General features: G+C 63.3%; 22 protein-coding genes. 18 read left to right on the top strand and 4 right to left on the bottom strand.

All coding sequences use genetic code 11. The features are described 5' to 3' along the window. The 6 genes from VKR55_RS24945 to VKR55_RS24920 form a co-directional block, all read left to right on the top strand. Positions 1-200 (top strand): histidine phosphotransferase family protein (locus VKR55_RS24945; RefSeq protein WP_324407530.1); only part of this gene is annotated, 200 nt, incomplete at its 5' end. A gap of 262 nt (positions 201-462) precedes the next feature. After that, complete coding sequence (locus VKR55_RS24940; RefSeq protein ID WP_324407528.1) at positions 463-3,228, top strand: hybrid sensor histidine kinase/response regulator; 2,766 nt, start codon at positions 463-465, stop codon at positions 3,226-3,228. 22 nt (positions 3,229-3,250) lie between these two features. Beyond that, positions 3,251-3,721 carry a chemotaxis protein CheW gene (locus tag VKR55_RS24935; protein WP_324407526.1) on the top strand — a complete coding sequence of 157 codons (471 nt, stop codon included), beginning with the start codon at positions 3,251-3,253 and terminating at the stop codon, positions 3,719-3,721. Between the two features lie 67 nt (positions 3,722-3,788). Further along, positions 3,789-4,154 carry a response regulator gene (locus VKR55_RS24930; protein ID WP_324407524.1) on the top strand — a complete coding sequence of 122 codons (366 nt, stop codon included), beginning with the start codon at positions 3,789-3,791 and terminating at the stop codon, positions 4,152-4,154. An 85-nt stretch (positions 4,155-4,239) separates the two neighbouring features. Continuing rightward, positions 4,240-5,403, top strand: a complete 1,164-nt coding sequence (locus VKR55_RS24925; RefSeq protein ID WP_324407522.1) for a protein-glutamate methylesterase/protein-glutamine glutaminase — start codon at positions 4,240-4,242, stop codon at positions 5,401-5,403. Continuing rightward, positions 5,400-6,257: a CheR family methyltransferase gene (locus VKR55_RS24920; RefSeq protein WP_324407520.1), complete on the top strand. Its 858-nt coding sequence runs from the start codon at positions 5,400-5,402 to the stop codon at positions 6,255-6,257. Before VKR55_RS24925 ends, VKR55_RS24920 begins: the two co-directional genes overlap by 4 nt. Before the next feature lie 952 nt (positions 6,258-7,209). Here the strand turns inward: VKR55_RS24920 and VKR55_RS24915 are convergent. Next, complete coding sequence (locus VKR55_RS24915; protein WP_324407519.1) at positions 7,210-7,587, bottom strand: hypothetical protein; 378 nt, start codon at positions 7,585-7,587, stop codon at positions 7,210-7,212. Between the two features lie 338 nt (positions 7,588-7,925). On the opposite strand from VKR55_RS24915, the gene VKR55_RS24910 reads away from it, so the two are divergent. The 4 genes from VKR55_RS24910 to VKR55_RS24895 all read left to right on the top strand — a co-directional run bounded on the left by VKR55_RS24910 (position 7,926) and on the right by VKR55_RS24895 (position 12,778). Beyond that, positions 7,926-8,291, top strand: a complete 366-nt coding sequence (locus VKR55_RS24910) for a VOC family protein (RefSeq protein ID WP_324407517.1) — start codon at positions 7,926-7,928, stop codon at positions 8,289-8,291. 117 nt (positions 8,292-8,408) lie between these two features. Then, a complete protein-coding gene (locus tag VKR55_RS24905; RefSeq protein WP_324407515.1) occupies positions 8,409-9,812 on the top strand; it encodes an MFS transporter in 1,404 nt (467 codons plus the stop codon). A 314-nt stretch (positions 9,813-10,126) separates the two neighbouring features. Next, positions 10,127-10,435: a hypothetical protein gene (locus VKR55_RS24900; protein WP_324407514.1), complete on the top strand. Its 309-nt coding sequence runs from the start codon at positions 10,127-10,129 to the stop codon at positions 10,433-10,435. 246 nt (positions 10,436-10,681) lie between these two features. Next, a complete protein-coding gene (locus tag VKR55_RS24895) occupies positions 10,682-12,778 on the top strand; it encodes a phospholipase D-like domain-containing protein (protein ID WP_324407512.1) in 2,097 nt (698 codons plus the stop codon). Between the two features lie 317 nt (positions 12,779-13,095). Here the strand turns inward: VKR55_RS24895 and ctrA are convergent, their stop codons facing one another. Continuing rightward, on the bottom strand, positions 13,096-13,797 hold the full coding sequence (ctrA, locus tag VKR55_RS24890; RefSeq protein ID WP_024520420.1) for a response regulator transcription factor CtrA: 702 nt from the start codon (positions 13,795-13,797) through the stop codon (positions 13,096-13,098). Positions 13,798-14,197: 400 nt separating this feature from the next. On the opposite strand from ctrA, the gene fliI reads away from it, so the two are divergent. The 4 genes from fliI to VKR55_RS24870 all read left to right on the top strand — a co-directional run bounded on the left by fliI (position 14,198) and on the right by VKR55_RS24870 (position 17,868). Next, complete coding sequence (gene fliI, locus VKR55_RS24885; protein ID WP_324407509.1) at positions 14,198-15,523, top strand: flagellar protein export ATPase FliI; 1,326 nt, start codon at positions 14,198-14,200, stop codon at positions 15,521-15,523. A gap of 107 nt (positions 15,524-15,630) precedes the next feature. Beyond that, positions 15,631-16,050: a flagellar export protein FliJ gene (fliJ, locus tag VKR55_RS24880; protein ID WP_324407507.1), complete on the top strand. Its 420-nt coding sequence runs from the start codon at positions 15,631-15,633 to the stop codon at positions 16,048-16,050. 277 nt (positions 16,051-16,327) lie between these two features. Continuing rightward, a complete protein-coding gene (locus tag VKR55_RS24875; protein WP_324407505.1) occupies positions 16,328-16,873 on the top strand; it encodes a sigma-70 family RNA polymerase sigma factor in 546 nt (181 codons plus the stop codon). A 20-nt stretch (positions 16,874-16,893) separates the two neighbouring features. Beyond that, entirely contained in the window at positions 16,894-17,868 is a 975-nt protein-coding gene (locus VKR55_RS24870) for an anti-sigma factor (protein ID WP_324407503.1), read from the top strand. A gap of 157 nt (positions 17,869-18,025) precedes the next feature. Here VKR55_RS24870 and VKR55_RS24865 read toward each other — a convergent pair whose 3' ends face one another. Both VKR55_RS24865 and flhA read right to left on the bottom strand, forming a co-directional pair. Then, positions 18,026-18,223, bottom strand: a complete 198-nt coding sequence (locus VKR55_RS24865) for a hypothetical protein (RefSeq protein WP_324407501.1) — start codon at positions 18,221-18,223, stop codon at positions 18,026-18,028. A gap of 383 nt (positions 18,224-18,606) precedes the next feature. Then, positions 18,607-20,736 (bottom strand): flagellar biosynthesis protein FlhA, encoded by a 2,130-nt coding sequence (flhA, locus tag VKR55_RS24860; protein WP_324407499.1) that lies wholly within the window; start codon positions 20,734-20,736, stop codon positions 18,607-18,609. 398 nt (positions 20,737-21,134) lie between these two features. Here flhA and VKR55_RS24855 point away from each other — a divergent pair, with 398 nt between their 5' ends. From VKR55_RS24855 to VKR55_RS24840, 4 genes are all read left to right on the top strand, one after another. Then, positions 21,135-21,410, top strand: coding sequence for a SemiSWEET family sugar transporter (locus VKR55_RS24855; RefSeq protein WP_324407497.1), 276 nt, complete (start codon positions 21,135-21,137; stop codon positions 21,408-21,410). Between the two features lie 40 nt (positions 21,411-21,450). Beyond that, a complete protein-coding gene (locus VKR55_RS24850; RefSeq protein ID WP_324407495.1) occupies positions 21,451-22,014 on the top strand; it encodes a hypothetical protein in 564 nt (187 codons plus the stop codon). A 116-nt stretch (positions 22,015-22,130) separates the two neighbouring features. Continuing rightward, a complete protein-coding gene (locus tag VKR55_RS24845) occupies positions 22,131-23,372 on the top strand; it encodes an MFS transporter (protein ID WP_324407493.1) in 1,242 nt (413 codons plus the stop codon). Between the two features lie 438 nt (positions 23,373-23,810). Beyond that, a complete protein-coding gene (locus VKR55_RS24840; RefSeq protein ID WP_324407491.1) occupies positions 23,811-24,872 on the top strand; it encodes a TAXI family TRAP transporter solute-binding subunit in 1,062 nt (353 codons plus the stop codon). Positions 24,873-24,882: the final 10 nt, after the last annotated feature.

Below are 24,882 nucleotides of genomic sequence, written 5' to 3'. Positions count from 1 at the left end.
CGATGAGTTTCCGCGTCACGGCAAGCGGGCTCAATGCGCGGCTGCCGCAGAATATTGCCGATATCCTGGGTTCGGGGCAGATCGCGGCGAGCGACGCCCATTCGGTGCAGCCGTATTATACGCGCCTGCTCGCCGAGTCCTGCGGGCTGGGCGTCAAGCTGGTGGCCGAGGGCGAATCGGTGGTGGTCACGGCGGCCTGAAACGTCGCGCGGCTGAAATGACGGCGTTTCGGTTGGCATGAGCGGTGGCGCGCGGCGTTCGAACGTGTCGCTGCGCCGGCGAAGGGGTTAACGAAGCGTAACCAAACGCATCATCGCGACCCCGGTATTCTACGGGTTCAGCTTATCTATTTGTTGAGGCCGTTCTTTTCCACTTACTCAACCAAACTTAAACGCTTTGCATAGAAGCTGGCCACACTCGGAAAGCGTGCCGAATGCGCGTGTGGGGTGAAGGCCAGATTTCATGGACGATCTTTTGAGAGAGTTTTTGACGGAGACCAGCGAAAGCCTGGACACCGTCGACAATCAGCTGGTGCGGTTCGAGCAAGAGCCGAACAATGCCAAGATTTTGGACAACATCTTCCGTCTGGTACACACCATCAAGGGAACCTGCGGTTTCCTTGGTTTGCCACGGCTCGAAGCGCTCGCCCACGCCGGCGAAACGCTGATGGGCAAATTCCGTGACGGCATGCCGGTCACGGCCGAAGCGGTGACGCTGATCCTGGGCAGTATCGACCGCATCAAGGAAATTCTCGGCGGGCTGGAAGCGACCGAGGCCGAGCCCGAAGGCAACGATCAGGACCTGATCGTGCAGCTTCACCAGATGGTCGAACGCGGTATGGCCGCGATGGAAGCGGCGCCTGTCGAGGCGGCAGCGCCGCCGCTGGTGCCGGCTGCGCCGGCGAACACCGAAGGCCAATTGACCTATCAGGTGCTGGAACGCGAGTTGCGGCCGGGCGAAGTGTCGCTCGACGAGCTGGAGCGTGCTTTCCGCGAGACCGCGACCGAAGTTACAGCGCCCGCACCGGCGCCGGCGGCAAAGGCGGCGCCGAAGGCCGAAGCCGGCGCTGCGCCCGCTCCCAAGGCGGGAGCCAAGCCGGCGGCTGTGGCTGAAAAGGCCTCCAAGGCTCCCGCCAAAAAGGCAAAGGTCGCGGTGGAAGTGGACGCAGGCGAAGCCGACCGCGTCGCCAACCAGTCGATCCGCGTCAATGTCGATACGCTTGAGCACCTGATGACGATGGTGTCCGAGCTGGTGCTGACGCGTAACCAGCTTTTGGAAATTTCCCGCCGCAACGAGGATACCGAATTCAAGGTGCCGTTGCAGCGGCTGTCGAACGTCACCGCCGAGTTGCAGGAAGGCGTCATGAAGACGCGCATGCAGCCGATCGGCAATGCGTGGCAGAAGCTGCCGCGTATCGTGCGTGACCTCTCGAGCGAATTGCAAAAGCAGATCGAACTCGAGATGCACGGCGCCGACACCGAGCTCGACCGCCAGGTGCTCGATCTGATCAAGGATCCGCTAACGCACATGGTGCGCAACTCGGCCGATCACGGGCTCGAGACGCCTGCCGAGCGCGCCGCCGCCGGCAAGCCGGAGACCGGTACGATCCGTCTCTCCGCCTATCACGAAGGCGGTCACATCATCATCTGCATCGCCGACAATGGCCGCGGTCTCAACACCGAGCGCATCAAGGCAAAGGCGCTTCAGAACAACCTCGTCACCGAGGCTGAACTGGAGAAGATGACGGAAGCGCAGATCCACAAGTTCATCTTCGCGCCGGGCTTCTCGACCGCGGCCGCCGTCACCAGCGTCTCCGGCCGCGGCGTCGGCATGGACGTGGTGCGCACCAACATCGATCAGATCGGCGGCACCATCGACATCAAGTCGGTCTCCGGCGAAGGCTCCTCCGTCACCATCAAGATTCCGCTGACGCTTGCGATCGTCTCGGCGCTGATCGTGGAAGCCGGCGGCGATCGCTTCGCCATCCCGCAGCTTTCGGTGGTCGAACTGGTGCGGGCGCGCGCCAACTCCGAACACCGCATCGAGCGCATCAAGGACACGGCCGTCTTGCGCCTGCGCAACAAGCTGTTGCCGCTGATGCATCTGAAGAAGCTGCTCAAGATCGACGACGGCTCTTCCTCCGATCCGGAAAACGGCTTCATCGTCGTGACCCAGGTCGGCAGCCAGACCTTCGGCATCGTGGTCGACGGCGTGTTCCACACCGAGGAAATCGTGGTCAAGCCGATGTCGACCAAGCTGCGTCACATCGACATGTTTTCCGGCAACACCATTCTGGGCGACGGCGCCGTCATCATGATCATCGACCCCAACGGCATTGCCAAGGCGCTCGGCGCTTCGGGCAACGCCGGCCATGAGATCGCCGACGAGAATGCGGCGCACCGCGCCGCCACCGCCGAGCAGTTGACGTCGCTCCTGGTGTTCCGCGCCGGCTCAAGCCAGCCCAAGGCGGTGCCGCTTGGTCTGGTCACGCGGTTGGAAGAAATCGCGGCCGAAAAGATCGAGCTCTCCAATGGCCGCTCGATGGTGCAGTACCGCGAGCAGTTGATGCCGTTGGTGCAGATGCACGGGGTTGACGTCCGAACCTCCGGCTCCCAGCCGATCCTGGTGTTTGCCGACGATGGCCGCTCGATGGGGCTCGTGGTCGACGAGATCATCGACATCGTCGAGGAGCGCCTCAACATCGAGGTGGCCGGCTCCAGCGAAGGCATCCTCGGCTCCGCCGTGATCAAGGGCCAGGCGACCGAAGTGATCGATGTCGGTCATTTCCTGCCGATGGCGTTCTCGGACTGGTTCAGCCGCAAGGAAATGCGTCCATCGCTGTCCGCGCAATCGGTGCTTCTGGTCGACGACTCCGCGTTCTTCCGCAACATGCTGGCGCCGGTGTTGAAAGCCGCGGGCTACAAGGTTCGCGTCGCCCCGAGCGCGCAGGAAGGCCTGGTCGCGTTGCGCTCGGGACAATCCTTCGACGTGGTGCTGACCGACATCGAAATGCCCGACATGAACGGCTTCGAGTTCGCCGAGACGATCCGCTCCGATGCGCATCTCGCTTCGATGCCGATCATCGCGCTGTCCTCGCTGGTATCGCCGGCGGCGATCGAGCGCGGCCGTCAGGCCGGGTTCCACGACTACGTTGCGAAGTTCGACCGCCCCGGGCTGATCGCGGCGCTCAAGGAGCAGACCGCCGAGATCAACCGGGCGGCGGCATGAGCGGGGGCATAGGGATCAGAGCATGACCAGCAAGACCGAAACCATCGAAGGCGCCGTCGCCGAATATGTCACCGCCATGATCGGTGGCCAGTTGTTCGGACTGCCGATCTCGCGCGTGCAGGACGTATTCATGCCGGAGCGCGTGACGCGCGTGCCGCTGGCCTCGCGTGAAATCGCGGGCGTGCTCAATCTGCGCGGCCGCATCGTCACGGTGATCGACATGCGGGCTCGCCTGGGGCTTCCGAAAAGCGAGGACGGCAAGCCGCCGATGGCGGTCGGGGTCGATCTGCGCGGCGAATCCTACGGCCTCTTGATCGATCAGATCGGCGAAGTCTTGCGGCTGCCCGACGACAGCCGCGAGGAGAACCCCGTCAATCTCGACCCCCGCATGGCCAAGCTAGCCGGAGGCGTCCACCGCCTCGACGGCCAGCTCATGGTCGTCCTCGATGTCGATCGCGTGCTCGAACTCGCGCCGGATGCAAAGGCCGCGTAACGCGTCGGGCGCGGCAAACTGGAATGGAAATGTCCCCGTTGGGGAACTGAAAACAAGTGAGGCTGCCATGAGAACATGTCTTGTTGTCGATGACTCAAGCGTCATTCGAAAGGTTGCACGGCGAATCCTGGAAGGCCTGGATTTCCAGATCGTCGAAGCGGAAGACGGCGAGAAGGCGCTGGAGGCCTGCAGGCGCTCGATGCCGGAAGCGGTATTGCTCGACTGGAACATGCCTGTGATGGACGGCTACGAGTTCCTCGGCAATCTGCGCCGCATGCCCGGTGGCGACAGTCCGAAGGTGGTGTTCTGCACCACCGAGAACGACGTCGCGCATATCGCCCGCGCGCTGCATGCCGGCGCCAACGAATACATCATGAAGCCGTTCGACAAGGACATCGTCACGGCCAAATTCCAGGAAGTCGGGCTGATCTGATCGGCCCTGCGATCGAACCGTTGGCTCAAACGGCCTGCGGCGTTGTTGAGTCCTTGAGTGCCGCTTCAGTACGGTTCGGTGAAATATGAGTGTTGCGTTGGCAAGTTCGACCCCGTCTCCGACACGGCAGGAGCCGTTGCGGGTCATGGTGGTCGATGACTCCGTCGTGATCCGGGGTCTGATCTCGCGCTGGATCGGCGCCGAGCCGGACATGGTGGTCGCGGCCTCGCTGCGCACCGGGCTTGAGGCGGTGCAGCAACTCGAGCGCATCAAGCCCGACGTCGCCGTGCTCGATATCGAGATGCCGGAGCTCGACGGCATCTCCGCGCTGCCGAAGCTGCTCGCCAAGAAGCGCGACCTCATCATCATCATGGCCTCCACGCTGACCCGCCGCAACGCGGAGATCAGCTTCAAGTGTCTGGCGCTCGGCGCCTCCGACTACATCCCCAAGCCCGAGACCACCCGCGAGCCGACCGCGGCCGAGATATTCCATCACGACCTGATCCAGAAGATCCGCCACCTCGGCGCCAAGTTGCGCCGCCCGCCGGGCGCGGCCCACGCTCCGCCGCTCGCGCCCGCGTTGCCGCATGGCGTCGACAAGGCGCGCGAGCCGGCAGTCGCGCCCAAGCAAGCCGCTGTCGTGCGCCGCGCCTTCAGCGCGCATGCGCCGCGCGTCCTCCTGATCGGCTCGTCGACCGGCGGCCCGCAGGCCTTGATGTCGCTTGTCACCGAGCTCGGCCCGGTGATCGACCGCTTCCCGGTCTTGATCACCCAGCACATGCCGCCGACCTTCACCACCATTCTCGCCGAGCATCTCGCGCGTTCGAGCAAGCGTCCGGCGCATGAGGCGATCGACGGCGAGGCGATCAAGCCCGGTACGATCTATCTTGCCCCGGGCGGCCGCCACATGCGCGTGGTGCGTCACGGTGCGCAAGCGACGATCGCACTCGGTGACGATGCTCCCGTCAATTTCTGCAGGCCTGCGGTCGATCCCCTGTTCACCTCGGCGATCGACATCTGGCAGGGTGCTACGCTTGCGGTGATCCTGACCGGCATGGGCTCGGACGGCACGCGCGGCGGCAAGGACATCGTCGCCGCGGGCGGCAGCGTGATCGCGCAGGATGAAGCGTCAAGCGTGGTCTGGGGCATGCCGGGTGCGGCGGCGCATGCCGGCATCTGCGCCGCGGTGCTGCCGCTGAAAGAGATCGCGCCGAAACTGGTCCGGCTGTTTGCGGGAGACCGCACATGACGCCGCTCGATTACGACTTTCTGCGCAAGCTCCTGAAGGAGCGCTCCGGCCTCGATCTCTCCGCCGACAAGCAATATCTGGTCGAGAGTCGGTTGGTGCCGATCGCGCGCAAGGCGGGCCTCTCCGGCATCCCGGAGCTGGTCTCGAGGCTCGTGAAGGGCGGCGCCGAGGCGCTCACGACCGAGGTGGTCGAGGCGATGACCACCAACGAGACGTTCTTCTTCCGCGACAAGATCCCGTTCGATCATCTGCGCGATACCATCCTGCCGCAGTTGATGACCTCGCGCGTCACCCGCAAGACGGTGCGGATCTGGTCGGCGGCGTCTTCGACCGGGCAGGAGCCCTACTCGATCGCGATGCTGCTCAAGGAAAAGGCCGCAGCCCTTGCCGGCTGGCGTTTCGAGATCGTCGCGACCGATCTGTCGCAGGAGGTGCTGGAGAAGTCGAAGTCCGGCATCTACAGCCAGTTCGAGGTGCAGCGCGGCCTGCCGATCCAGCTTCTGGTGAAGTATTTCGCGCAAACCGGCGAGCTCTGGCAGATCAATTCGGAGCTGCGCGGCATGATCCAGCACAGGCAGTTCAACCTGCTGCAGGACTTTTCGCATCTCGGCAAATTCGACGTGATCTTCTGCCGCAACGTGCTGATCTATTTCGACCAGGACACCAAGATCAACATCTTCGAGCGCATGGCGAAGATCATCGAGCCCGACGGCATGCTGATGCTGGGCGCGGCCGAGTCGGTCGTCGGCATCACCGATGCGTTCCGCCCCGTCCCCGACAGGCGCGGCCTCTATCAGGTAAACCCCACCCGCGGCGGCGCCCGCGCCCCGCTGAAGGTCGTCGCGGCGCGCTAGCCGCGATCTCCTCTTCACCTCTCCCGCGAGCGGGAGAGGTCGACTTGCGAAGCTAGTCGGGTGAGGGTTCTCTCCGCGAATTCAGAGCCGGTAGGGTTGGGCTAAGCGAAGCGAGCCCACCGCTTCCGCGTGATATGATTGGTGGGCACGGCGCAAGGGCGCCTTGCCCACCCTACGAATCCGATTCAATTGTCAAACAGCGCTCGCCGTCATTGCGAGGACCGACTTGTCGCTCCTCGCAATGACGACGCCGGGCACACCTCCGCATTCCCGCGGCACTGATGCGCCCGAGCGATGCATCATTCGTCGCCCTCGAAGATCAAGGGCGCAGGGAATGCCGGGTGCCGTTGCACCCGCGCGCCTCGTGTGCAGCAAATGCGCAAAAAACGCACACGAGCAGTCCACAGGTACAACCGAACACACTCCGGCATTCCCTGCGCGATGGTTTACGGCTTATACGTGGTCTCCCCGGAGTACCGGGCTTGTTAGCCTCCGTCGCATCGCCCATCATCAGGAGCGAAGCTTGACGCCAGCGTCGGGGCGTCGGGACCGCACGATTTCACTCGTCCGCAAGGAATGCTTTCGTCGGCGCGGCAAGCCGCGCTGAGCATCCTCACGTCCACCGCGTCCCGTGTCCAACGTCCGTGACGATCGCGATACGTCCCTCTCAAGGGACTCGGGATGCGGGAGACAACCATGATCTTCTGGAAAACGGAAGAAGAATATTTTTCGCGAAAGCGCTTGACTTAACTGGAATGGATTCTGATTAGACGAAGCGATTTGCCCGTCGGGTGCGGGGTCGTGCAGGCTAGGGCGGATTAGCCGCAGGCGTAATCCCACATCTGGCGAGCCGAGCGATCACCACCAGAGAATCGCGTCATAGCCTTGCGGCGGATTACGCTGCCGCTAATCCGCCCTACGGGCTACGGGCACGGGCTCAATAGGCGAGTGCCTACGGGCCGTATCCCGGCACAGCGTAGACGCCGCAATTGTAGTATGCGCCGTACCCGGGCTCGGGGCAGCCCGCATTGCCGTAATATCCGTAATATCCACCATAGACTGGCCCCGGATAGTACCCCACGGCTCCGGGATAGTACCCGTCGTAGTAGTCCGGGGCGTAGGCATAGGCGGACGACACGGCGCCTCCGATCAGGGCGCCCGCAATCAAACCACCGGCCACAGCGGGACCAAATCCGCGGTGCCAGCCGCCGCCGTGCCAGCCGCCGCCGTGCCAACCGCCGTGAAAGCCAAAGCCACGCGCAGACACGCTCGCCGGCGCGAACGCGACCGCTGCCGCGATAGCGAGCGGGATAACAGCCTTTCTCAACATGAAAACCTCCATCGGGTTAAAAGCGGATCAAGTCCTGAACGCCACGACGCCATTGCCTCGAAAGGCAACACGGCGGCTGGGACGATGTTCCCAAGAGCAGGCGTTGCGATCGCAAGGCGATGCGCCTAGCCCCGGCTCCCATGCACGGAAAAGGCGTCGTTTTGGACCGGCGACGAGCCCTCGCACGCAAGCGTGATTCAAAGGCAAGCAGGGCGCAATCGCGACGCGGTATTGCGCCTGAACCTGGCGGGCGACTACGCTTCCGCCGTGGCTCTTCGAGCTGCGGCGGGCAGGTTGCTGATCCGCCCCAAGGGCCGCGCCAACCTCGGGGACACTCCATGATCGACCACACCGGCATCGGGGTTGCGGACGTCCGGCGTTCCGCCCTGTTCTATGACGCTGCGCTCGGCGCGCTGGGGCTGCGCAGGGTGATGCAAATGCCCGAGGGCGTGGGGACCGACGGAATCGGCTACGGCGTCGCCTATCCCGTGTTCTGGATCGATCGTTTTCATCCGCATTCGGTCAGGCAGCACACGGCCTTTGCGGCCAGGAGCCGGTCGGACGTCGATGCGTTCCATGCGGCTGCTCTCAAGGCCGGCGGCACCGACAATGGAGCGCCCGGCGAGCGCCGGCCGCACTATTACGCGGCCTTCGTTCTCGATCCGGACGGAAACAATATGGAGGCCGTCTATCGCGGTGATTGATTTAGCTTGTCGGATGATTTGAACCAACGGGTCGCGCGTACGCGCGACCCGTTGGCTTAACGCATCCTGCGTACTCGTTCCCTTGCCGGGATGAATTCAAACCGGCTAGATTTCAGCGTGACTTCGATTTCCAAACACGATCATCCTCATTCGTCGACGGGCCTGCTCCACGCCAAGCCCTGGCAGGTCGCCATGATCGGGCTCGGCACGGCCGCGACGCAGCTCGACACGTCAGTCAATATTGCCTTCCCCGCCATTACCCGTGGGTTCGACCTTTCGATCGGTGACATCCAATGGGTCGTGATCTGCTATGTCCTGACCTATGCCAGCTTGCTTCTGGCGCTGGGGCGCATTGGCGACGCGGTCGGTCATGCGCGTGTCTTCCGGATTGGTCTGATCTGGAGCACGGTTGCGCTGCTCCTTGTCGGTTGGTCGCCAAGCTTTGGCGCGATGCTTTTCTTTCGCTGCCTGCAGGGTGTCGGCGCTGCACTGGTGCTGAGCTGTGGCGCAGCGCTGGTGATCAATCTCCATGGCGAGAATCGACGCAGTCAGGCGCTTGGCATCTACACCATGATGCTTTCGCTCGGCTTGATGCTTGGTCCTCTTCTCGGCGGCGCCCTGACCGCGGCCTGGGATTGGCCGGCGGTGTTCTGGTTCCGAGCCCCGATTGCCGTCGCGGCGCTGCTCCTATTGCGCGGCATGCCGGCATCGCCACGGCGCGAGGCGGCCGATCGCTTTGACATCCCGGGTGGCCTCGCGCTGATATTGGGCCTGGTCACGATGCTGCTGGCACTCAATCGCATCCGCGAATTCTCCGCCATCTGGTTCGCGCTCCTGTCCGCCGCAGCCTTTGCGGCCTTCATCGTCCGCGAGTCACGTGCTGCACGTCCGATCATAGCCATCGAGATCCTCAGGCAGCCGGGTTTCGCGCTGCTCAATCTCGTCAGCGTGCTGGCCAATCTCGCAGCGTTTTCGGTCTGGCTGCTGGTGCCATATTTTCTGGCGCGGGTGCCCGGCTATAGCCTGACTGAAAGCGGCATCATCCTGGCTACGGCAGCGGCAGGCGCCGTGCTGGCCGCCCCGATCGCCGGGCGCATGGCCGGACGGCATATTTCCACGGAACGATTGGCGATCGCGGGCGCAGTGGCAGTTGGTGGCGGTCTGCTGCTGCTCGGCGCGTGGACAGAGCAGACCCCGACGATCTTAAGGATTGCGGGGCTTGCCGTGCAGGGTGTCGGCGTCGGCCTGTTCCAGCTTGCCTATTCGGATATCGTGACCGCGGCGCTCCCGCTCCGGGATCGCGGCGTTGCCGGCAGCCTGGTGCTGCTGACGCGAACGCTCGGCACCGTGACCGCCGCTTCGGTTGTCCTGTTGGTCTTCGGAATCCTGAACGTGAAATACGGCTTCCTTGAAGGCTTCCAGAAGACCTTTCAGCTTGCAGCTTTGCTGGCATTCGTCGCCGCGGGACTGTTGGCGTTTTCATCGCGCAGGGTTGGTGATCGGGCGGACTACGAAGCGTAATCCGCCATGCCACGTCCCCGGAAAGCCGGCGCCCACTTGGACCGAACGTTGGGCGACAGTTCGACACGACGTGCGGCGTGGCAGATGAGAGTTGTGTCGAAGCATGTCGGCGGATTACGCCTTCCGCCTTCGCTCGTTGAGCCACGGCGGACGCAGTCGGCTGATCCGCCCCTGTCTCATCCCGCACGCAAGCGTGATTTGCGCTGATCGAGCCTTTTGGAGCGCCAACCACACATATCAAAGCACCGGGATTTTACCGGGGCGCTCCGACCAGGCGAGCGAGCCGCGACCCCTCTTTCGATTGGAGACCACCCATGGTTGTTCGCATCCGTCATGCCATCGCCGCCGCGGTGACTGCGGCTACGGCTCTCATATCGACAGCAGCCCACGCGCAGTTCGGCGAGCCCGCGGCATTCGAGTCGCTGCATCCGGACCGGGACGTCCTGAATGGCGGGCAGCTCACGCCTGAAGGCAGGGCAGCTCTCGAACAAAGGAATGAAGGAGCAGGCAAGGCTTACGGCAGCAGTCCTTACGGCGCGACGAATGTGCCGAACGTTCAGGGCGACGCGCCTGTCGCCGGCACTGCAAATCGCCGCCGCCACTCCGGCAAAAGGCGGTTCTGACGGTCAATCTGCGGGTAAAGTGCCGCTTCTCAGTGCAGAAATAGACCGGGAAGGCCGGCAATCCGGTGAGCGATTGCAGGACCATGTCATGTTTCTTGGGTATTCCTTGGGGAAGTCCTCGAGGTTTTCATGCCGCCGACATTTTTACGTGATTTGTGAACCGGGCAATTTGCGGTTTTTCGCGAGTGGTATTAGTCTTCCGCAACTTAAGCGTTATTGTTTCCCGCGAGCTCAAGGATTGTTTCGATGCCCGCAATCGCTTTTTCAAACAATGATATTGCTGTTGTCGCCTGGACATTCGATCGTCACCTCGATGGTTGTCTCGGCTTTGCCATCCATCAGATTGATGTCGATGCCGGCAACAAGGAGACGGTTCTGCCGGCGCTCGCGCGCTTTGCAAATCAGGACAAGGCCGCGAAGTTCACCACCGAGCAGGCGCCGGTGCAGAAATTCTGGTGGAAGGATTTGTACGCCAAGCGCGGCGGCACCTATCAATACCGCATCGTGCCGATGGGAGGTCAAGCGGGCTCGACCCTGACTCCGCTTGCCGGCGTCGCGCCGCTTCTGAGCAACAAGGTCACGCTGACGCCAAGCCGTCCGCCGTTTTCCGCCTATTTCAACCGCGGCATCACTGCAACGCAGGCGCTGAGCGAGGCGCTCGGCGGCCACCCCAATGTCGATGAGCTCGGCAAGCACATCACCGATCCCAACGACCCCATCCGCATCCGTCTGATGGGTCAGTTGCAGGAGGGCGTGACCTCGCTGCTTGCCCGCGCCGACAAGGACGGCGGAATCATCCACGCGGCGCTCTATGAGCTCAACGATCCGAACGGGCTCGAGAAGCAGCTTCAGGCCAATCCGCATAGCCGCAACGTGATCCTTGGCAACGAGCAGTCCAACACCACCGACGATTCGGACAAGGACAACCGCGACAATCTCAAGGCAGCCGGCGTCAACGTCATCGACCGCATCCTCGGCAAGGGCGATATCCCGCACAACAAGTTCATGGTGCTGACAGAGAACAATACGCCGACGGCGGTCTTGTCCGGCTCGACCAACTGGACCTCGACCGGGCTCTGCACCCAGACCAACAATGCGCTGATCATTGAATCGAAAGATGTCGCGCAGCGCTACATCGATTACTGGAACGCGCTGAAGGCCGACGTCGACGCCGCCCATGGCAACAAGAACGCGCTGCAGTCGAAGACGCTGCGCGACTACGACCACAGCAACAACGCAGGATCGATTTCCAGCCCCATCGATCTCGGCAATGGCGTGTCCATCGAGACCATGTTCTCGCCGAACACGCCGCACAAGCTGTCGAAGAATCCGGACACGCCCAACGACATGGGGCGCGTGTTCGCGCTGATGGCCGGCGCGAAACAGGCGATCCTGTTCCTGGCGTTCGATCCCGGCAACAATTCGATCCTCGATGAGGCGGGTAAGATGCTCGCGAAAAACCCCGACCTCTTCGTGCGCGGCGCGCTGACCAGCCCCCAGCGCGCCGTCAAATTCTCGGAAGCCCTGCATGCCGGCAGCGGATCCGATACTGCCGATGATGGCGCGCCCCACAAAGGGCCGCATGTCACCGTTGTCGGCGAGCCCGGCAAGCCGAAGAAGGCAGGTGAGCCGACGGCATCGATCGATTATCGCGCGGTGCCCGCGGGCGCCGTGACGGCGAAGGATGCTCCGGGCGCCTGGGAAGGCGAGCTCGCCAAATACGGCTTTGCCATCATCCACAACAAGATCGTGGTGATCGATCCGTTCAGCGACGACTGTGTTGTCGTCACCGGCTCGCACAATCTCGGCTTCCGCGCCTCCCACAACAACGACGAGAACATGGTGATCGTCCGCGGCCACCGCGGATTGGCGGAAGCCTATGCCTGCCATGTACTCGATCTCTACGACCACTACGCCTGGCGCTTCCTGCTGAGCAAGCATCCCGACGTGTTCGGCCAGCCGCTGGAAGCCGACGACAAGTGGCAGGAGCGCTACATCCAGGGGCCGGACGTGAAGTCGCCCGAGCTGCGCTTCTGGCTGGCCGCAGCCGGCGGCCGCGTGACGCCTGCGGCGAGACCGTCGGCGCAGGCACCGGCGAAGCCGAAGCCTTCTGCCTCAACGCCAGCCGCAGCGCCGGCCGATCCCGCGCCAGCGAAGCCGGCTGCGAGGAAGGCCAGGAAGGCCAGGAAGGCGAAGCCCGCCAAGAAAGCTCCGAAGAAGGCGGCCAAGGCCAGGAAAGCCGCGAAGAAGACGAAGAAGAGGAAAGCGGCGAAGAAGCCCAAGGCGAAAAAGGCCAAGGCGAAGAAGGCGTCCAAGAAGGCTGCCAAGAAGCGCAGGCGCTAGTTAGATCAAGCGGCCCACCCCGTGAACTCGCTTGACCTCTCCCGCTTGCGGGGGAGGTCGCATCGCATCGAAAGATGCGATGCGGGTGGGGGAAACTCTTTCCACACGACCAGTGTGACTCGTGGAGACACCCCACCCCAACCCTCCCCCGCAAGCGGGAGAGGGGGCGCAGCGTCGCCGCGGTCGCAATTCGATCCAGCCTCGTCCGGCGCCGATCTCTCCCCCAAAAAACAAAAACCCCGCCATTTGCGGCGGGGTCCAGTTTCGGGAGGAGCGAGCCTCAGCTCGCGGGTAGAACCCCAAATCCAAAGCCAAGTCTAAGCGGGGATACGCTCGTCCATGTCATGCGGCTCGCGCAGCACATAGCCGCGGCCCCAGACAGTCTCGATGAAATTGCGGCCTTCGGAGGCGTTGGCGAGCTTCTTGCGCAGCTTGCAGATGAAGACGTCGATGATCTTCAATTCCGGCTCGTCCATGCCGCCATAGAGGTGGTTCAGGAACATTTCCTTGGTCAGCGTGGTGCCCTTGCGCAAGCTGAGCAGTTCCAGCATCTGGTATTCCTTGCCGGTCAGATGCACGCGCTGGCCGCCGACTTCCACCGTCTTGGTGTCGAGGTTGACCACGAGGTCGCCGGTCTGGATCACCGACTGGGCGTGGCCCTTCGAACGGCGCACGATCGCATGGATGCGGGCCACCAGTTCGTCCTTGTGGAAGGGTTTGGTCATGTAGTCGTCGGCGCCGACGCCGAGACCCTTGACCTTGTCCTCGATGCCGGCAAGGCCGGAGAGGATCAGGATGGGAGTCTTGATCTTGGAAACCCGGAGCTGCTTGAGCACGTCGTAGCCGGACATGTCGGGCAGGTTCAGGTCGAGAAGGATAATGTCGTAGTCGTAGAGTTTGCCGAGATCTACGCCTTCCTCGCCGAGGTCGGTCGTATAGACGTTGAAACTCTCGGACTTGAGCATCAATTCGATCGACTGCGCGACGGCGCTGTCATCTTCAATCAGCAAAACGCGCATGCCAGTTCCCCATGGATCGCCGCTCCGGGCGTCAGGTCGGCCGCGAACTTGCGGCACTCAAAACGCCTTTGAACAACTGATTCGGATCCTGACGAGACATGGTTAACAAATTCTGATTCTGTTCCGCAAGGTCTCACGGTGCAATTTTTGACGAATCGCCCTAAGATACTGCGCCAAACCAGCTTTTTGTACCACTAACCCTTCAAGTTCCACATTAAGAGGCGGAGCTAACCGACTCTCACGACTCGCTGTTCGTTCTGAGCAGACGAGCGTCCTCAGTCACAAAGACAGTGACGCAATGATTAATGATGCGGGTAAATACGAAGTTAAACCGGGAACGGAAATGCGTCGAAACTTAAGGTTTTCGCAATGAAGGGCTCGGCGTGAGGGGCTTTCCGTCATGAAGGCGCTGGCCGACCAGATCGGCGATATCGACGGCGTCAATATCTATGGCCGCGTGGTCGGCGTTCGCGGTCTGATGGTCGAGATCGCCGGCCCCATTCATGCGATGAGTGTCGGCGCCCGCATCGTGATCGACACCGGCGAGAACCGTTTCATCCCCTGCGAGGTGATCGGCTTCTCCGGCAACAATGCGGTGGTGATGCCGTTCGCGGGCCTCGAAGGCGTGCGACGCGGCTGCCGCGCCGTGATTGCGAATGCCGCAAGCCAGGTCAGGCCGTCGCAATCCTGGCTCGGGCGCGTGCTCAATGCCATGGGGGAGCCGATCGACGGCAAGGGACCGCTCGCGCAGGGCGGCTCGCCGATGCCATTCCGCAACACCCCGCCGCCGGCGCATTCGCGCAGGCGCGTCGGCTCTCCGCTCGATCTCGGCGTCCGCGCGCTCAACACCTTTCTGACCTGTTGCCGCGGTCAGCGCCTGGGCATCTTCGCCGGTTCCGGCGTCGGCAAATCCGTGCTGCTGTCGATGCTGGCGCGCGATGTGGATGCCGCCGTCACCGTGATCGGACTTGTCGGCGAACGCGGCCGCGAGGTGCAGGAATTCCTGCAGGACGATCTCGGCGAGGAGGGCCTGGCGCGCTCCGTCGTGGTGGTCGCAACCTCCGACGAGCCCGCGCTGATGCGCCGGCAGGCGGCCTATCTCACGCTCGCCATCGCTGAATATTTCCGGGACGAGGACCAGGACGTGCTCTGCCTGATGGATTCGGTGACGCGCTTTGCTATGGCCCAGCGCGAGATCGGGCTATCGGCCGGCGAGCCGCCGACGGCCAAGGGCTATACGCCAACCGTGTTCACGGAACTGCCGAAACTGTTGGAGCGCGCCGGTCCCGGCATTGGACAGGGCACCATCACCGGTGTCTTCACGGTGCTGGTCGACGGCGACGATCATAACGAGCCGATCGCGGACGCAGTGCGCGGCATCCTCGACGGCCACATCGTGATGGAACGCGGAATTGCCGAACGCGGGCGCTATCCCGCCATCAACGTCCTGAAATCGGTCTCGCGCACCATGCCGAAATCGGCCGATCCGGCGTTCTGGCCCGTCATCCAGCGGGCGAAACGGGTGATGGCGACCTATGCCGACATGGAGGAACTGATCCGGCTCGGCGCCTATCGCACCGGTTCCAGTGCGGAGGTCGATGAGGCGATCAAGCTGCATGAGCCGCTGGAAGCCTTCCTGCGCCAGGCCAAGGACGAGGTGTCGAATTTGGCCGAGGGATATCGGCAGCTTGAGCAAATCGTGGGGCGCTTGGAAACGGAACGCTAACTTTGTCACGCCATGATCCCAAAACCATTGAGAGACGCCGGCGGGGCCCCGACGGGGAGCCGGCCTTGTCCCGCGTTTAGTACGGGACTTCTGGGGAGTATGAGTCGATGAAGTCACGCGAAACGCTAATCCGCCTGAAGAAGTTTCAGGTCGACGAGAAGCGCCGAAGGGTTACCCAGATCGAGGGCATGATTGCCGACTTCCAGCGCATGTCGATCGACCTCGAACGCGAAATTCAGGCCGAGCAGGAGCGCGCCGGCATCAACGACCCCTCGCACTTCGCCTATCCGACCTATGCCAAGGCGGCGATCCAGCGCCGGGAGAACCTGACCCGCTCCGCCGACGAGCTGCGCATTCAGCTCGAGGATGCCAAGGCACTGTTGTCGGAAGCCTTCGAGGAACTGAAGAAGGTCGAGCTCCTGGACGAGCGCGACCAGGCCCGCGAGCGCGCCGAGGAGAACGCCCGCGAGCAGGCCGATCTCGACAGCATCGGGTTGATGCGCGCCCGGCTCGGCGTCATCGCCTGAAGCCGATCACCGAATCTCAGCACCGCGACGAGCCCGGGCCGAAAGGCCCGGGCTTTTGCTTTGGGAGCCTCACCTCTCGCGCCGGGAAGAGGTGAACAAATCGGCTACCGGTCAGCCGCGGCGCACGCGACGATCGTCTCCCCAAAACTCCGCAAATGGTACAAGGCGGCAAGGCGGAACTTGGTGGACCTCTGGTGCGCAAGATATGCTACTGACGTGTCTGACTGCTCCCGGTGCGAGCAAGCGATAAGGGGATCGCGGTTTTTGGGGAGGCCGAATGCTGACGCCGGCTGAGCTGGTCTGGCTGATTGCTGCGGTGGCGAAGGGCGATGAGGCCGCGTTCGAGCGCCTCTACGGCGCCACGCGCGCGAAACTCTACGGCGTGGTCCTGCGTATCTTGCGCAGACAGGATCTCGCGGAGGAGGTCATTCAGGATACCTACGTCAGGATCTGGAACAGCGCCGGGCAGTTCAATCCGGCGCTCGCCTCGCCGATCACGTGGATGGCGTCGATCGCGCGCAACCGCGCCATCGACCTCGTGCGCAAGCGCACCGAGCTCTCGCTCGAGGACGAGCCGGCGGCGATGGAAGTCGCAGCCGATAGCCCGGATCCGCTGGCTCGCCGGGAAATGTCGGAAGAATTGAAGCGGTTGCTGGAATGCGTCGGCCGGCTGGAGCCGGACCGCCAGAAGCTCGTGCTGCTGGCCTACTACAACGGCTGGAGCAGGGAGCAGCTCGCGGCGAAGTTCGCGGCGCCGGTGAATACGGTGAAGACGTGGCTCCGCCGCAGCATGATGGACATTCGTGAATGCCTCGGGCTTTAGAGGTCTGGACTTTGGAATAGATGGAATACAGCGAGGACCATATAGCGCTTGCGGCCGAATACGCGCTCGGAACGCTCGATGCCGACGAGCGCGCGCAGGTCGAGACCATGATGAGTGTCGACCAGGATTTCACGGCGATCGTGCGGTCCTGGGAGTTCAGGCTTGGCGTGCTGAACCAGATGGTCGGCTCGGTCGAGCCGCCAGGCGAGCTGTGGGACAAGATCCGGACGGCCGTCGGGCTGACCGGGCAACAGCAGGCGCCGCTCGAGTTGGGCGAGCCGCCGCCGATCACGCCGGAGGCGCAGATCGGCGAGGCGGTCGCGTCCCTGCAACCGCCGCCAGCGCCACCTTCGCCCGTGGCGGCGCAAGAGTTTCCCCTCGACAATGCCAACGTGGTGCGGCTCTCAAGCCGCGCCAGGGCCTATCGCAACCTTGCGGTCGCCATGACGGCGATCGCAGCGGCTTTGCTTGCGATCATCGGCGTGCAGGTCTATTCGCCGGGACTGTTGCCGGGGCTTGGCGGAAAGCCTGTCACGCAGGTCGCCGAAGTGAAGCCCACCCCGACCGTGACTCCGGCGCCGGCGTCCACGATTCAGCCGTCGGCCCAATATGTCGCGCTGCTGCAGGGCGCGGCCGGCGGCCCGGCCTTCATCCTCACCGTCGACGGCGCGACCAAGAATTTTACCGTACGCAAGGTCGGCGCCCCGCCGATCGACGCGAGCAAGAGCTACGAGCTCTGGCTGATCTCGGACAAGCTGCAGAACCGGCCGCGGTCGCTGGGCGTGATCGGCGACACCGATTTCACCGCGCGAACCATGCTTGCGGGCTATGACACCGACGTCATCAACACCGCAACCTATGCGGTGACGGTGGAGCAGAGCGGCGGCTCGCCCGACGGTGCGCCGCATTCGCCTCCGGCGTTCATCGGCAAGCTGATCGAGACGGTGCCGGCGACACCGGCATCGCCTTCGCCCACACCGTCGCAGAGCAAGTAGACATCGCAGATCGTACTCACACCGCACAAAAAGAAAACGCCCGTGGGGAGCGGGCGTTTTCCTAGTAGTCGACTTGGGGGTAGTTGGGGTCTTCTACATATCCACATGGCGACTTTGGGGGGCTGGTAAAGAGCCACGTGAATTCCGGTAATTCCTCTTAGCGCACCTCCATGGTGCCTGCGTTCGTGATCGTCATCGGCGTGCCGGCTTTGATCACGCGCGCTGTCTGTGTGTAATTGTGCGAAGTGGTTCTGGCGGAGATGCCGAAGCCCGCCACAGCGATGCCAGCGACGAGCGCCACGACCACGATCTTCAGATGGGTCGTGCGATCCGCGCTGTAGATCGAGTGGTTCATGGAAGCCTCCTGCCGCCTTCCTGCACTTCCAATTAGTCAGTTCCGTCCGCCGGCGGGTTCAACCGCCGCATGCCTAACAACCTAGAGATTCGGCTTCTGGTTTCGAAGGGGCGATCACAAGTCGGTGAAAAGACTTGAAAGTCCGCGATCAATGGAACTCGCTTTTACTGAAATAGTCAACTAATTACAATAAGTTAACGGGTAAAATCCTGCTGCGGCGCGGAAAGTCGCTCAGATGAATGAAAATTAAGAAATTAGTTGCCTGTGGCGGAAAAGCACAAGCGAAACAAGGCGGCCGCAGGGCGTCGATTTGGTTGGCGCAGGGCGTTTTTCGGAAAACCGGTGCCCAGTTTCCACGCGGTGCTGCGGGTCTGGCGCCGCGGCTACACGCTCCCAACCGTCTTCAACCGCGCCCGCGGATGAATTTCAGCCTGCGACAGAACCGTCGTCTGCTGCCGGAACCGCTCCACCAGCGAGCGAACGAAGGGACGGATTGCCGCCGACGTCACCAGCACCGGCGCCTCGCCTTCGCGCGCGGCGCGCTCGAAGGCGTCGCGCACGGCGCTCATGAACTCCGACAGCTTTGACGGCTGCATCGCAAGGCTTCGGTCCTCGCCCGTTCCCACGATCGATTCGGCGAAGGCCTGCTCCCATTTCGCCGACAATGCGATCAGCGGCAGGTAGCCGTTGTGTGTGGTGTTTTGCGCGCAGATCTGTCGGGCCAGCCGGGCGCGGACGTGCTCGACCATGGTCGCCGGATTGCGCGAGAACGCGAGCGCATCCGCGATGCCTTCCAGGATGGTCGAGAGGTCGCGGATCGAGATGCGCTCGGCGAGCAGAAGCTGCAGCACGCGCTGGATGCCGGAGATGGTGACCTGCGACGGCACGATGTCCTTGACGAGCTCGCTCTGCTCCTTCGGCAGCTCCTTGAGGAGCTTCTGGACCTCGCCATAGGAGAGCAGGTCGCTCATGTTGCTCTTCAGGAGCTCGGTGAGGTGGGTCGACAGCACGGTGGCGGCATCGACCACGGTGTAGCCCTTCAACGACGCTTCTTCCTTGAGCGACGCATCGACCCAGGTTGCCGGCAGGCCGAAGGTCGGCTCGGTGGTGTGGATGCCGGGCACGGAAACCTGGCCGCCGCCGGGATCCATCACCATGAACTGGTTCGGCCAGATCTTGCCCTGGCCGGCGTCGACCTCCTTGATCTTGATGATGTAGGTGTTGGCCTCGAGCTGGACGTTGTCGAGGATGCGGACCGCCGGCATTACAAAGCCCATCTCGATCGCGAGCGACTTGCGCAGCGCCTTGATCTGCTCGGTCAGCCGGTCCTGGCCGTCGGGGCCGTTGACCAGCGGCAACAGCGCATAGCCCAGCTCGATCTTGAGATCGTCGATCTTGAGCGCGGCGGCGATCGGCTCCTCGGCGGCCTGCGCGCCTGGCGCGGTAGCCGGCGCGGCTGCCGCTTTCGCGTCCTCCATCGCCTTGGCATGCTTGTATTTGCGTGCCTGCCAGGCCATCGCGGCGGCGCCACCGCCGAGCGCGAGGAACGGGATCATCGGAATCCCAGGCAGCAGCGACAGCACGCACATCACGGCCGAAGCCATGCCGAGCGCCTGCGGATAGCCGGAGAATTGCCTGATCAGCGCCTTGTCGGCCGCACCCGAGACGCCGGCCTTGGAGACCAGCAGACCCGCGGCGGTCGAGACGATCAGCGCCGGGATCTGCGTCACCAGACCGTCGCCGACGGTGAGGATGGTGTAGGTCTGCGCGGCCTCGCTGAAGGACAGACTCTGCTGGGCGACGCCGATGATGATGCCGCCGATCACGTTGATGAAGACGACGAGCAGGCCGGCGATCGCATCGCCCCGCACGAATTTCGAGGCGCCGTCCATGGCGCCGAAGAAGCCGCTCTCGTCCTCCAGCGCCTTGCGCCGTTCGCGCGCGACCTTCTCGTCGATCAACCCGGCATTGAGGTCGGCGTCGATCGCCATCTGCTTGCCGGGCATGGCGTCCAGATGGAAGCGCGCCGCGACTTCGGCGATGCGGCCCGAACCCTTGGTGATGACGACGAAGTTCACCGTGACCAGGATCGCGAACACGATGATGCCGATCACGAAATTGCCGCCCATCACGAAATTGCCGAACGCCTGGATGACGTGGCCGGCGGCGTCCGTACCCTCGTGGCCATGCGAGAGGATCAACCGCGTCGAGGCGAGGTTGAGCGACAGGCGCAGCATGGTCGAGATCAGAAGCGTGGTCGGAAACGACGAGAATTCCAGTGGCGTCTGGATGAACAGGGCGGTCATCAGGATCAGGATCGACATCGTGATCGAGATCGCCAGGAACAGGTCGAGCACGAATGACGGCAGCGGGAGGATCAGCACCACCAGGATGATGAGAATGCCGAAGGCGAGCGCGAGGTCGCCGCGCTTGATGATGGCCCCGATTTCGCTGAGCTTTGGAAATCCGCCGCTGGAAGCGGCCGCACCCTGACCCGCCGTCACGTCGACCATATCGCCCGCATCCCCCCGCGCATGCCGTTCGCGGGCCCCAAGCAACTTCGCGGCGGCCGAAGGACCACCGGTTCTAAAGTGAGGCACCGCGCTGGCGTCCACGGAGATCTCCCCCGTCTTACGCGTCGACGACACTCAACTTCACCCGGCAATTTTTGCCCGGTGTATGGTTAGCAAAGGGTTAATCGGTGCTGATTTTAACCGGCGGGCCGCTGCCAGCCGGCGTTCAACGCTGGCGCTTGACGCGGTCGCAGGTTAGGAGACAGGGCCATGACACAAGCATCCCGAGCCAATGTCTTGACAGGGTTGCCGGAAGCCGTGCGCCACTGCAAACGTCAGCCGGCACGCGCCGTTGCACTTGAGAGGGAATGGCCGGCTTGGGTCGGGCGTTGAGAGCAATGACGGACCTCACTCAAGTCATCGGCTTCGTGGCAGGATTTGGGACAACCTTCGCCGCACTGCCCGATCTCATTGCAATGCTGAAACGGCGCTCAAGCGTCGGCATGAACCCCGGAATGGCAGCCATCACGGGCAATTTTCAGATTCTCTGGGTGATCTATGGTGCATTGATCGGATCGATGAACGTTGTCATGTGGAATGTGATTGCGGTCGTGACCAATTGTCTTACCGTCGGGGCATACATGTACTTTCGTCGCCAGGAAGCGCGAATGTGATCACGCGCAACGACGGCATTTCGCGCTGTCGGACGCCGGGATGATTGAACGCAAGACGTCCCGGCGCGACCAAGAACGAGTGGGTCGCCCCGATCAATCGAAAAGAGGCTCCATGCCCAAGAGACGGATCGCTAGACGTGTCGCTGCTGCCGCTTGCCCGATCATCCGCAACGCGCTTGTCGCGGCATGGATGTTTGTCCCGGCGGTTGCCGCGACCGCGAAGCCTCCGGGCGAGGAGGCCTGGATGATCCGAATGATGGCCTGTGAAGGCGACGGGGTCGCGATGGAGATCTACCTTCCGCAATCGGTCGTGTTTGCAAATCGCGCAGACCAGGAAGCCTCAGGAATGCGTCCGGGCCAGACTGTCGTCGGCTATTATGCGCTTGACCTGACCGATGCGAACAAGGGCAAGCCGCTGGAGCCGGTGCGCGTCATGCTGAGCGCGGACAAGAAGAGCATCACTGTCGACCAGTACACGCGAGGCTTGCCGCCGACGCGCATTCCCGTCAAAGGCGGCACGGTCGACTTCGACCAACGTTTCGGTACGGGGGCCAAGTGCGGCCCGTTCCAGGCCCAGGACCCGGACTACGGAAGCAAGCAATGACGCTCGGCCGCGCGCGGCTTCGTTGGGTCGGGCGCTTTTGCCATAGCGTCCGCTGCATGCCTAATCTCGCGGCAACGCGGGTTGACCTTTAGGCAGCGGGCGGCGAGGTTGGATTTGTGCACGCCCCTGCCGGACCATCCCGCGACACCGCCGCTTTCACCGCCGACTCCGGTCAGGCCTGGGCGCGGCTTGCGCTGGCCGTCCTGATCGCCTCGATCGGCGCGGTCGGCATGTGGTCGGTCGTGGTCGTGATGCCGACCGTGCAGGCGGAGTTTTCGGCAACGCGGGGCGCGGTGGCGCTGGCCTCCACCATGATCTACATGGGCTTTGGCTCCGGCAGCATCGTCACCGGCAGGATCACCGATCGTTTCGGCATCGTGCCGGCGATGGCGCTGAGCATCGTCTTTCTTGGCATCGCCTTCGTACTTGCCGGTCTTGCCGCCACGCTGTGGCAGTTCAACGCCGCGTATTTCCTGATCGGACTCGGCACCTCGGCGACCTTTGCGCCCTTGATGGCGGAGGTTTCGCACTGGTTCGAGCGCTATCGCGGGCTCGCGGTGACCACCGTCGCGAGCGGCAACTATATCGCGGGCACGATCTGGCCGCCGCTCGTCAATTGGGGCGTGCAATCGATCGGCTGGCGCCACACCCATATTGCGATCGGCATATTCTGCGCAGTGAGCATGAGCATGCTGCTCCTCGTGCTGCGCGCGATCATCGGGAGCGGCGGGGCGCGCGACCATGCCAACGCGCCGCCGCCGCAGGTCGATCTCAACCTCTCCACCAACACGCTGACCGTGTTGCTCTCGATCGCCAGCATCTCCTGCTGTGTCGCGATGGCGATGCCGCAGGTGCATATCGTCGCCTATTGCGGCGACCTTGGCTATGGCGTGGCGCACGGCGCAGAGATGCTGTCGATCATGATGGGCTTTGGCATCATCAGCCGCATCGTTTCGGGCTTCCTGGCGGACCGGATCGGCGGCTTGCGCACGCTCCTGATCGGCTCGGTCGCGCAGGGCTTTGCGCTTCTGTTCTATCTGTTCTTCGACAGCCTGACTTCGCTCTATCTGATCTCCGCCATGTTCGGCCTGTTCCAGGGCGGCATCGTGCCGAGCTACGCCATCATCGTGCGCGAGGCGATGCCGGCGCGCGAGGCCGCGACCCGCGTCGGCACCGTGATCTTCGCCTCCGTCATCGGCATGTCTTTTGGCGGCTGGGTGTCCGGCGTGATCTTCGACGCCACCGGCTCCTATGCCGCCGCCTTCGCCAACGGGCTCGCCTGGAACGTGCTCAACATGACGATCGTCGTTGGCCTTTTGGTCCGCGCCCGTGGACGCGGCCGGCTGGCGATGGCGTAAGGCCGAGCTTCTCCAGGAACGGTGGACCCATACGCCCGCGACGCCCGTTCCGGAGCGAAGCAGCCATAGGCCTGTCACCGTTTACTCGACCAAGTCCCGGACCGGACGCTGACCACCTGGCACCGCGATGCTGCGCGGAGCGGGCTTCGCCTTGCCCGGTCGCCGGCACGAATGCAGCCGCAGTCGTTCCGCTAACGGAACATCTCTGGTCCAGGCGCGTTGGAACGCGGTCGTGCTTCGGGGGCAAGGCGGCTGTTGCTGCAAGGCGAGTCACGCCTTGAGCGCTGGTCTATCGAACAGGCTTGAACAATGAGAGTTTGGGGAGCGGTTCGGGTCGGTTTGGCCGCTGCATTCGTCGCTGCGGTCTGGCTCGATGCGCAGGTCGGAGGATCCGTCGCGCAAACGCGACGATCCGCTCCTCCAAGTGAATCCGTCGGCGTGCCTCTGCGGAAGGAAACGGCCCCCGAGAAGGATGCCGGATTATCCGAGAACCGCTACACCGTCGGGCTCGTGACCGGCGCACCGCACAGCACCGAGTTCGCCATCGCTCAAGACCTTGCGACCGCGGTGGCGAGCGGCCAGGAGACCGGCCCTCACGGCGAGGTCGCATTGCGCGTGATGCCGATGGTGGGAAATGGCGGCATCCGCAACATCACGGATGTGCTCACTTTGGCAGGCGCCGACATGGCGATCGCGCCTGTGGTTCTGGTCGACCGGCTCCGGGACGCAAGGACGCTCGGCGACATCCGTGACAAGCTTGTCTACATCGCGCCGCTTTATATCGAAGAGTTCCATCTCCTAGCGCGTCCCGAGATCAGGAGCCTGACGGACCTTGCGGGACAAAGCGTCAATCTCGGCGAAGAAGGCAGCGCCGGCGCCGTCCTTGGCCGTGAGGTGCTCAACAGCCTGGGCGTGAAGATCAGCGAAGTGAATCTCGGGTTGGACGCTGCGCTCGATGGCATGCGAAAGGGGCAAATCGCCGCGACTCTCATGGTTTCGGGAAAGCCGGTCAGCTTCCTGGTGCGCGGCCTGCAAGCTGACGGCATGCACCTCTTGCCCATTCCCTATTCCCAGGCGCTGCAGCACGACTACCTCCCGTCGACCCTGCACCATGAGGATTACCCAAACATCATCCGATCAGGCGAAAGCATCGATACGATCGCGATAAAATCCGCTCTGTTCGCCTACAACTGGCCGGTTCGCAGCCAGCGGTTTCGGCTCATGGACTTTTTTGTCCAGACACTGTTCTCGCGCATCGCTGAATTTCGCGGCGAGACCCATCACCCAAAATGGCGAGAGGTGAACCTCGCAGGGCAGCTTCCAGGCTGGCAGCGATTTGGACCGGCAGAGCGCTACCTCCAGCGGCACCCGGGCGACGAGGCGGCACTTCGGGAAGCGTTCGACCGGTTCCTCGAAAGCAAGTCAATCGGCAATGTGCCGAACCGCGACCAACTGTTCCAGGAATTTCTGCGATGGCGACAACGCCAGCAGGGCAAGTGAGCAAAATGGG

It is taken from the genome of Bradyrhizobium sp. (assembly GCF_035309285.1).
Classification (GTDB): domain Bacteria; phylum Pseudomonadota; class Alphaproteobacteria; order Rhizobiales; family Xanthobacteraceae; genus Bradyrhizobium.
Note: the sequence above shows the minus strand (reverse complement) of the source record. Positions and strands in the feature narration are given on the sequence as shown.

Bases quoted from the DNA above. Each gene is read 5' to 3' on its own strand.
- VKR55_RS24855 (WP_324407497.1), top strand. From the start codon at position 21,135: ATGACGGACCTCACTCAAGTCATCGGCTTCGTGGCAGGATTTGGGACA.
- VKR55_RS24895 (WP_324407512.1), top strand. From the start codon at position 10,682: ATGCCCGCAATCGCTTTTTCAAACAATGATATTGCTGTTGTCGCCTGG.
- flhA (WP_324407499.1), bottom strand. From the start codon at position 20,736: ATGGTCGACGTGACGGCGGGTCAGGGTGCGGCCGCTTCCAGCGGCGGA.
- VKR55_RS24850 (WP_324407495.1), top strand. From the start codon at position 21,451: ATGATTGAACGCAAGACGTCCCGGCGCGACCAAGAACGAGTGGGTCGC.
- VKR55_RS24875 (WP_324407505.1), top strand. From the start codon at position 16,328: ATGCTGACGCCGGCTGAGCTGGTCTGGCTGATTGCTGCGGTGGCGAAG.
- fliI (WP_324407509.1), top strand. From the start codon at position 14,198: ATGAAGGCGCTGGCCGACCAGATCGGCGATATCGACGGCGTCAATATC.
- VKR55_RS24915 (WP_324407519.1), bottom strand. From the start codon at position 7,587: ATGTTGAGAAAGGCTGTTATCCCGCTCGCTATCGCGGCAGCGGTCGCG.
- fliJ (WP_324407507.1), top strand. From the start codon at position 15,631: ATGAAGTCACGCGAAACGCTAATCCGCCTGAAGAAGTTTCAGGTCGAC.
- VKR55_RS24935 (WP_324407526.1), top strand. From the start codon at position 3,251: ATGACCAGCAAGACCGAAACCATCGAAGGCGCCGTCGCCGAATATGTC.
- VKR55_RS24925 (WP_324407522.1), top strand. From the start codon at position 4,240: ATGAGTGTTGCGTTGGCAAGTTCGACCCCGTCTCCGACACGGCAGGAG.
- VKR55_RS24900 (WP_324407514.1), top strand. From the start codon at position 10,127: ATGGTTGTTCGCATCCGTCATGCCATCGCCGCCGCGGTGACTGCGGCT.
- VKR55_RS24920 (WP_324407520.1), top strand. From the start codon at position 5,400: ATGACGCCGCTCGATTACGACTTTCTGCGCAAGCTCCTGAAGGAGCGC.
- VKR55_RS24930 (WP_324407524.1), top strand. From the start codon at position 3,789: ATGAGAACATGTCTTGTTGTCGATGACTCAAGCGTCATTCGAAAGGTT.
- VKR55_RS24910 (WP_324407517.1), top strand. From the start codon at position 7,926: ATGATCGACCACACCGGCATCGGGGTTGCGGACGTCCGGCGTTCCGCC.
- VKR55_RS24865 (WP_324407501.1), bottom strand. From the start codon at position 18,223: ATGAACCACTCGATCTACAGCGCGGATCGCACGACCCATCTGAAGATC.
- VKR55_RS24940 (WP_324407528.1), top strand. From the start codon at position 463: ATGGACGATCTTTTGAGAGAGTTTTTGACGGAGACCAGCGAAAGCCTG.
- ctrA (WP_024520420.1), bottom strand. From the start codon at position 13,797: ATGCGCGTTTTGCTGATTGAAGATGACAGCGCCGTCGCGCAGTCGATC.
- VKR55_RS24870 (WP_324407503.1), top strand. From the start codon at position 16,894: ATGGAATACAGCGAGGACCATATAGCGCTTGCGGCCGAATACGCGCTC.